This is a genomic window from Dickeya chrysanthemi NCPPB 402, assembly GCF_000406105.1.
GTDB classification, from domain to species: domain Bacteria; phylum Pseudomonadota; class Gammaproteobacteria; order Enterobacterales; family Enterobacteriaceae; genus Dickeya; species Dickeya chrysanthemi.
Genome location: NZ_CM001974.1, coordinates 825,417 through 833,431 on the forward strand (window position 1 = coordinate 825,417; position 8,015 = coordinate 833,431).

The window sequence follows — 8,015 nt, forward strand, 5'->3', positions numbered from 1 at the left end:
GCCCGTTCGCTGTGCATGGTGCTGTGTGATGCACTGAAAGCGTGAGCCCGCGAGGAGGGACATCGGCTGAGGGGAAAACGGCAGTGACCGGCACCGGCCACTGCCAACGCAATCGCGGTGATCAGCGTGTGTGCAGCAGCGGCGTATGATCTTCGATACGGAACATGGCCATTGCCTGCACCAACTGGCGAGACTGCTCTTCCAGCGTTTGGGTCGTATCGGTAGACGCTTTGACCAGCGAAGCATTTTGCTGTGCGACTTTGTCAATCTGAGTGAACGCGATGTTCACTTGCTCGATGCCGCGATGCTGCTCCTGAGATGCGTAAGAAATCTCTTTCATCAGGCTGGTGATGCGGTTGATCTCTTCCGCCACTTCATCCATGGTTTCACCGGCTTTGCCCGCCAGATCCAACCCTTCCGATACCCGAGACTGAGAATCCAGAATCAGGCCGCGGATCTCTTTGGCGGCCTGCGCGCTGTGCTGCGCCAGATTGCGTACTTCGCCGGCGACCACGGCGAAACCTTTACCCTGTTCGCCCGCGCGGGCGGCTTCCACCGCCGCGTTCAGCGCCAGAATGTTGGTCTGGAAGGCGATGCCGTCGATCACGCCGAGAATATCGCTGATGCGTTTGGCGCTGACGGCAATTTCACGCATCTTTTCCACCACGTAATTGACGGATTCGTTGCCGCGATCGGTGGTATCGGAAACCTGATTGGTCAATTGATGAGCCAGTTCAGCGTTGTCGGCGTTGCGCTTAACGGTTGCGCTCAGCTCTTCCAGACTGGCGGCGGTTTGCTCCAGCGCGGCGACGGATTCGTCGGTGCGCTCCGCCAGATGACGGTTGCCGCTAAACAGTTCACGGCTGCCCTGGTCGATCATGTGGCCGGCGTCTCGTACCTGGCTGACCGAATCCAGCAATGCCGACTGCATACGTGCGATGGCATCGCTTAGCCGTCCCAGTTCATTGTCGCCCCCTTCCGTAATGCGGCGGGTCAAATCACCGGAAGCGACGTGCTCCAACTGTTCAATGGCGTGATCCAGCGGTTTGAGCAGCATGTGGCGTAATGCCAGCCAGCCCAACAGCACCAGCGACAAGGATAACAGGCAGGCAAAGCCTATCAGCATCAGCATCATTCGTTCATTGCTATTGGCCTGTTGGATGTGTTGTGCGGAGAGTTGCTGGGAGTAGCTGCGGAAGTTCTGGATGGATTTATCAAATGCGTCGCTCAGTGGGGTCAGGTTGTTTTCCAGCAACGTGTAGTATTCGTCGGTGTACTGTTTTTTCAGGGAGTCCAGCATCGGTTTCAGCCCCTGATTCAGGTAGTCCTGATAACTTTTCAGCACCTGTTGCGCCAGTTTCTGCTCTTGTTCGCTGGTGGTTTCTACACTGCTGAACTGGCGAATGTCCTTGTCGGATTGCTGTATATAGCTATCCAGCTTATCCGTTTCTTTTGCCCCCACGTCCAGCAACCCGATTTCTATTTTGCGTACCGCCAGCGTAGCGGAGGCTCTGGCCCGTAATGTCAGGTTATACCCGTTCATCAGCGCGCCCAGTTGATCCCCCTGAATCTGGTTGAGCGCCGTCAGGGATGCCCGACTCTTGTTGATAGCCTGAATCCCCATGCCGCTGACCAGCAGTAATAGCAGGGTGATCACGGCCAACAGGGTTAACAGGCCGGTACGGATGGAGAGATTTTTCAAACGCATGGTCCAATTCCTAGTCTGTGCAGAATAAAAAAACCACTGACAAAACCGATCGCCGGCTTGCCATACGCTAACATGCTTGTAAGGGTGTTTTTTCTTCAGAACATAACAGATGAAACAGCATGTTAGGAAGCATGATTCTCTTATCTTTTGTTAACGGAAATGCATCGGCTCGGTGAATTTTCCTTTAAGAAAGATCAATGTGTACTAAATAAATTCGCCCGGCGGTAATCACTGGTTTATCATCTGCTGATAAAAAATGAACATCATGGGCCTGGTTCTGGGCTAACGAGCGGCATTTCGGTTCCGGCCTGTGTTTTGGGGCTATCCGGCAACGTACCCGAGGTTTTTGTGCAGTTAACAAGTTTTACGGATTATGGTTTGCGAGCGCTGATTTACATGGCGTCATTGCCGGATGGCAAAATGACCAGCATCTCAGAAGTAACTGAAGTGTATGGTGTTTCACGTAATCATATGGTGAAAATCATCAATCAGCTGAGTCGTGCCGGGTTGGTGATGGCCGTGCGCGGCAAAAACGGCGGCATTCGCCTGGGGCGCGATCCGTCCACTATCCGCATTGGGGATGTGGTGCGGGAACTGGAGCCGCTCTCTCTGGTTAACTGCAGTAAGGAGTTTTGCCACATCACCCCAGCCTGTCGGCTCAAACAAGTGCTGCAGCAGGCGGTACAGAATTTCCTGACGGAACTGGATAATTATACGCTCGCCGATATGGTGGAAGAAAACCCACCCCTCTATAAATTACTTCTGGTTGAATAAATCTGTTCAACTGCCTGCTGATGACAACGGAGGAACCGCAATGTCACAAGATCCGTTTCTGGAACGTGAAGCAGAAAAATACGAATTCCCCATTCCCAGCCGCGAATACATTCTGGAACACCTGGCAAAACGGGATACGCCCATCAGCCGTGAAGAGCTGGCGAGTGATCTGCAATTAACCAGCGATGAACAACTGGAAGGGCTGCGCCGTCGGTTGCGCGCCATGGAGCGTGACGGACAACTGGTGTTTACCCGTCGCCAGTGCTACGCGTTGCCGGAAAAACTCGATTTGTTGCGTGGTACGGTGATCGGCCATCGCGACGGCTACGGCTTTCTGCGGGTGGAAGGGCGTAAAGACGATCTTTATCTTTCCGCCGAGCAGATGAAAACGGTGATCCACGGCGATGTGGTGCTGGCCCAGCCGTTGGGTGAAGACCGCCGAGGACGTCGGGAAGGGCGCATCGTACGGGTGCTGGAACCGCGTACCAGCCAGATAGTCGGGCGTTATTTCACCGAAGCCGGGACCGGTTTCGTGGTGCCGGACGACAGCCGCCTGAGTTTTGACATTCTGATCCCGCCGGAATGTATCGCCGGCGCCCGCATGGGCTCGGTGGTGGTGGTGGAACTGACCCAACGTGGAACCCGCCGCACCAAGGCTATCGGCAAGATCGTGGAGATCCTCGGCGATAATATGGGCACCGGGCTGGCGGTGGATATCGCGCTGCGCACCCATGAGATCCCGCATAGTTGGCCGCCCAAAGTGGAAGAGCAGGTGAGCGACCTGACCGACGAAGTGCCGGAAAACGCCAAGAAAGGCCGGGTTGACCTGCGCGCTCTGCCGCTGGTCACCATCGACGGCGAAGACGCGCGTGACTTTGACGATGCGGTGTACTGTGAGAAGAAACGCGGTGGCGGCTGGCGGCTGTGGGTGGCGATCGCCGACGTCAGCTACTACGTGCGCCCTGGCACGGCGCTGGACCACGAAGCCCGCGCGCGCGGCACCTCGGTTTACTTCCCGTCGCAGGTGGTGCCGATGCTGCCGGAAGTGTTGTCCAACGGGTTGTGCTCACTGAATCCACAGGTGGATCGCCTGTGTATGGTGTGTGAGATGACGGTTTCCTCACAGGGGAAATTATCCGGCTACACATTCTACGAAGCGGTGATGAGTTCGCACGCTCGCCTCACCTACACCAAGGTGTGGAGCATTTTGCAGGGCGACGAGGCGCTGCGTGAGCAGTACCAGCCTCTGGTGGCGCCGCTGGAGGAACTGCACCGGATGTATAAGGTGCTGGAACATGCGCGTGAGGTGCGCGGCGGCATCGCGTTTGAAACCGAAGAAGCCAAATTCATCTTTAACGCCGAACGCCGCATCGAACGGGTGGAGGCGGTGGTGCGCAACGACGCGCACAAGCTGATTGAAGAGTGCATGATTCTGGCGAATATCTCGGCGGCGAAATTTGTTGAGAAGAGCGAAGAACCGGCGCTGTTCCGCGTGCATGACCAGCCCAGCGAAGACCATGTGCTGGCGCTGCGTAGCGTGCTGGGCGAGCTGGGGTTGACGCTGACAGGCGGCATGAAACCGCAGCCGAAAGATTACGCCGAACTGATGGACTCCATTGCCGACCGGCCGGATCACGAGATGCTGCAAACCATGCTGCTGCGCTCAATGAAACAGGCGGTGTATGACCCGGAAAATCGCGGTCACTTCGGCCTGGCGCTGACCTCGTACGCGCATTTCACCTCGCCTATCCGGCGTTATCCGGATTTGTCGCTGCACCGCGCCATCAAGTACCTGCTCAGCGACCGTAAAGCCCGCTGGACCCAGAGCGGCGGCTGGCACGCCGATTTCAACGAGATGCTGCAACTGGGCCAACACTGCTCGATGACCGAACGTCGTGCCGACGAAGCCACGCGTGACGTGGCCGACTGGCTGAAGTGCGACTTCATGCAGGATCACGTCGGCGAAACCTTCACCGGCATCATCTCCAGCGTCACCGGTTTTGGTTTCTTCGTTCGTCTCAATGACCTGTTCATCGACGGTCTGGTGCATGTCTCTACCCTGGATAACGACTATTACCGTTACGATAATGTCGGCCAGCGCTTGATCGGTGAATCCCGCGGTCAGACCTACCGGTTGGGGGATGAAGTGGAAATCCGCGTGGAAGCGGTGCACATGGACGAACGCAAGATTGATTTTGCGCTGATCTCTTCCACCCGTAAGGTGCGTGGCGAAGGCAAGACCGCGCGCGACCGGGCGAAGAAAGGCAGCGATGCCGGTACGAAGCCGCCGCGTCGTCGCCGTACCGGGCAACGCGGCAACTTTGAGCCGGATAGCGCGTTCCGTTCCGAAGGCGGCAAGCGTCAGCCTGCCGGTAAGGATAAAGCCAAACCGAACGGCAGCGGCAAAAAGAAGGCGGCCCAATCGCAAAAGAACGCTGAAAAAACGCGTAAAATTGCAGCGGCCACCCGTGCCAAACGCGCCGACAAAAAGAAAAAACCGGCGGAGTGACGAAAATCGTCCGACCGTTGTATCTGCATCAGGGGCTGCCGGAACGGCGGCCCTGTTAACCTTTTGAAGCGTATTGTTGAAGAGTATTAATGAGCGAAATTATTTACGGCATCCATGCGGTGAAAGCGCTGCTGGAACAAGACCCCCAGCGTTTTCTGGAAGTATTCATCCTGAAAGGGCGTGAAGATCGCCGCCTGCAACCGTTGATTGCCGAGCTGGAAGCCGGCGGCATCGCGGTGCAGGTCGCCAGCCGTCAGTGGCTGGATGACAAAGTCGAAGGCGCGGTGCATCAGGGGATCGTCGCCCGGGTGAAAGAAGGACGGCAGTATCAGGAAAACGATCTGCCGGGATTGCTGGCCTCGCTGGCTACCCCGTTCCTGCTGGTGCTGGATGGCGTGACCGATCCACACAATCTGGGCGCCTGCCTGCGCAGTGCCGATGCCGCCGGCGTTCACGCGGTGATCGTGCCGCGCGACCGTTCCGCCCAGTTAAATGCGACCGCGAAGAAAGTCGCCTGCGGCGCGGCGGAAACCGTGCCGTTGATCCGCGTCACCAATCTGGCGCGCACCCTGCGTTTCCTGCAGGAACAGAATATCTGGATCGTCGGTACGGCAGGCGAAGCGGATCACACCCTGTATCAAAGCAAGCTCACCGGCCCGCTGGCGCTGGTGATGGGCGCTGAGGGAGAAGGGATGCGCCGCCTGACCCGCGAACATTGCGATGAACTGATCAGCATTCCTATGGCGGGCAGCGTGTCGTCGTTGAACGTGTCCGTCGCTACCGGTATTTGCCTGTTCGAGGCGGTGCGTCAGCGCGCAGTGTGAAGAGGTTGCCTGAACCCGATGGGTTCAGGCAGAAAGGCCGTCGGGCGTGTTATGCCGACAACCGCGGCGTGAGCGTGTTGGAAAGCCGGAAGACGGATACCGCGTTGGAGAGCAGTTCAGCCTGCTGTTCCAGCGAGGTCGCCGCTGCGGATGACTGCTCAACCAGAACCGCGTTTTGTTGGGTGGTTTGGTCCATTTCTACAATCGCATTACCCACCTGCGATATGCCGCGGTGTTGTTCATCAGACGCGACGGCGATGTCGCCCATGATGTCGTGAACCTGGGTGACCGCATGAACAATGTCTTCCATGGTTTTACCGGCATTTTCCACCCGCGACGCACCATCATTAATTTGTGATACCGAGTTGGCGATCAGGTCCTCGATTTCATGGGCGGCTTGTGCGCTGCGCTGCGCCAGATTACGCACCTCGCCGGCCACCACGGCAAATCCGCGGCCTTGCTCCCCGGCTCGGGCGGCTTCTACCGCGGCGTTGAGCGCCAGAATATTGGTCTGAAACGCGATACTGTTGATGACGGACGTAATTTCGGCGATGCGGCGCGAGCCCTGGGCGATGTTCCCCATCGTTTGTACCGCGCTACTGACTTGTTCGCCCCCCTGGCGCGCGGTCGACGAGGCATTCATGACCAGGGTATTGGCATGATGAGCATTGTCGGCATTCTGCTTCACGGTAGAGGTGAGCTGCTCCATGCTGGCAGCGGTTTGTTCTATGGCGGCGGCCTGCTGTTCGGTGCGGGATGATAAATCGGTATTGCCCGCCACGATTTCGCCTGCCGCATGGGAAATCTGGTCGGCGCTGAGACGAATTTTATCGATCATGCCGTGCAGGTTGTCGTTCATCTTTGCCATGGCGCAAATCAACTGCCCCAGTTCGTCGCGGCGTTCGCTGCGCAGTCGTACCGTCAGGTCGCCTTCGGAAATGGCGCGTGTCGCCTGCAAAGCTTCGTGTAGCGGCCGGACTATCTGGCGTGAAATCACGATGGCGGCGGTCAGGCCGAGTATCACGGCCACCAGAGTCATGATGGCCAGCCGGATGTCGCTGCTGGAGATATTCTGGGCGGCCCGCGTTTCTTCGGTGAAATAGAGTTGGTTGATGCTCTCCTGCAGCGTCGCCATTTGGGCGTTAAGATCGCTCAGCACCTGCTGGCTGGCGTCGGGCTTCAGCACCTGCTTACGCTGGCTGGTGTAGGCTTCCAGCATGGTGCTGACTTGCCGAATACCGCTTTCGTCTTCCTCCGGCCAGGTATTGGCGCGAATTTCCTGCAGGAGAGTCGTCAACTCCTGGCTGATGGTGTTGATGGCGGTATCATGCTGTTCCAGATAGTGCGCTTTACGCTCCAGCGCATAGCCAAAGTTGGCTTCTCGCGCAACGACGGTTTTGTCATACATTGAGCCCAGGCGACTGATACGTTTCAGAGATTGTTCGCTGTTGTGTAAACCGTAAAAGCCGACTAATGACAGGGTAATACCTATTAATAGCAATAACCCGAATCCCAGCAACAGTTTACGTGTGACTGGCAGGTTTTTTAATGACAGGTGATGTAGCATAAATCTACTTCCTTCCGTATTTGTTGTTGTCCTGAAGTGTTGTCTTATTAATGTGACCGTCTTGATATGGCCGTCTGTCCGGTGTTGCGAAAGCATGACTCATACGTCGGCACAGTGCTGGCTGTCGGATAGAACCAGAGTGAGGCGGCCGCATGCTAACCAAACGTCGGCATTTTATCGGCTTTGGCGGGGGAACGTTTATATCAGCGTTGGAAAAACAGGAAGTTTTATCCTGGTCAGATGTCGGGTACGTTATGTCGATCACGCTATAGGCCGACAACAGAGATAACCCCGTGGTCGGCATCTATACCCGTCATACTTCAAGTTGCAGGTGCGTTGGCTGCGTTACTCGGCCCATCAATGGGCCTCGCCCTTCGGGCCGCTGCAAGCAGCGTTCAAATCTGCTCCCGGCAGAGTTGTCGTTCACCCGAATCACTTACCTGAGTAAGCTCATCGGGATTAAATGAGAGACATCCTGTCTCTCACCGGAGGCCAGCCGTTGGCTGGTCAAATTCGTTCCCGACGAATTTGTCTCTCTCTCTTGCCGCGTTACAAGGCTCAATGAGCCTTGCCCTGAAGGGCCAACGCATTGCGTTTTGTCCTGCAACTCGAATTATTTTGGGTATATATATT

The 8,015-nt window shown here is 56.6% G+C and carries 5 protein-coding genes; 3 read left to right on the forward strand and 2 right to left on the reverse strand.

All coding sequences use genetic code 11. From position 1 onward, the window contains the following. Nucleotides 1–121: 121 nt before the first annotated feature. The gene (locus DCH402_RS03725) at nucleotides 122–1,708 is read right to left on the reverse strand and encodes a methyl-accepting chemotaxis protein (RefSeq protein ID WP_039999778.1); all 1,587 of its coding nucleotides are present in this window, start codon (nucleotides 1,706–1,708) and stop codon (nucleotides 122–124) included. Nucleotides 1,709–2,056: 348 nt separating this feature from the next. Here DCH402_RS03725 and nsrR point away from each other — a divergent pair, with 348 nt between their 5' ends. From nsrR to rlmB, 3 genes are all read left to right on the forward strand, one after another. Further along, nucleotides 2,057–2,482 (forward strand): nitric oxide-sensing transcriptional repressor NsrR, encoded by a 426-nt coding sequence (nsrR, locus tag DCH402_RS03730; protein ID WP_012768525.1) that lies wholly within the window; start codon nucleotides 2,057–2,059, stop codon nucleotides 2,480–2,482. Nucleotides 2,483–2,522: 40 nt separating this feature from the next. Continuing rightward, nucleotides 2,523–4,991, forward strand: a complete 2,469-nt coding sequence (rnr, locus tag DCH402_RS03735) for a ribonuclease R (RefSeq protein ID WP_039999780.1) — start codon at nucleotides 2,523–2,525, stop codon at nucleotides 4,989–4,991. Nucleotides 4,992–5,080: 89 nt separating this feature from the next. After that, complete coding sequence (gene rlmB, locus DCH402_RS03740; protein ID WP_039999782.1) at nucleotides 5,081–5,815, forward strand: 23S rRNA (guanosine(2251)-2'-O)-methyltransferase RlmB; 735 nt, start codon at nucleotides 5,081–5,083, stop codon at nucleotides 5,813–5,815. Between the two features lie 49 nt (nucleotides 5,816–5,864). On the opposite strand, the gene DCH402_RS03745 is transcribed toward rlmB, so the two are convergent. Continuing rightward, nucleotides 5,865–7,382 carry a methyl-accepting chemotaxis protein gene (locus tag DCH402_RS03745; protein WP_050583254.1) on the reverse strand — a complete coding sequence of 506 codons (1,518 nt, stop codon included), beginning with the start codon at nucleotides 7,380–7,382 and terminating at the stop codon, nucleotides 5,865–5,867. Nucleotides 7,383–8,015 lie beyond the last annotated feature (633 nt).

Coding starts and splice junctions, on each gene's coding strand:
- rnr (WP_039999780.1), top strand. CDS start 2,523: ATGTCACAAGATCCGTTTCTGGAACGTGAAGCAGAAAAATACGAATTC.
- rlmB (WP_039999782.1), top strand. CDS start 5,081: ATGAGCGAAATTATTTACGGCATCCATGCGGTGAAAGCGCTGCTGGAA.
- DCH402_RS03725 (WP_039999778.1), bottom strand. CDS start 1,708: ATGCGTTTGAAAAATCTCTCCATCCGTACCGGCCTGTTAACCCTGTTG.
- DCH402_RS03745 (WP_050583254.1), bottom strand. CDS start 7,382: ATGCTACATCACCTGTCATTAAAAAACCTGCCAGTCACACGTAAACTG.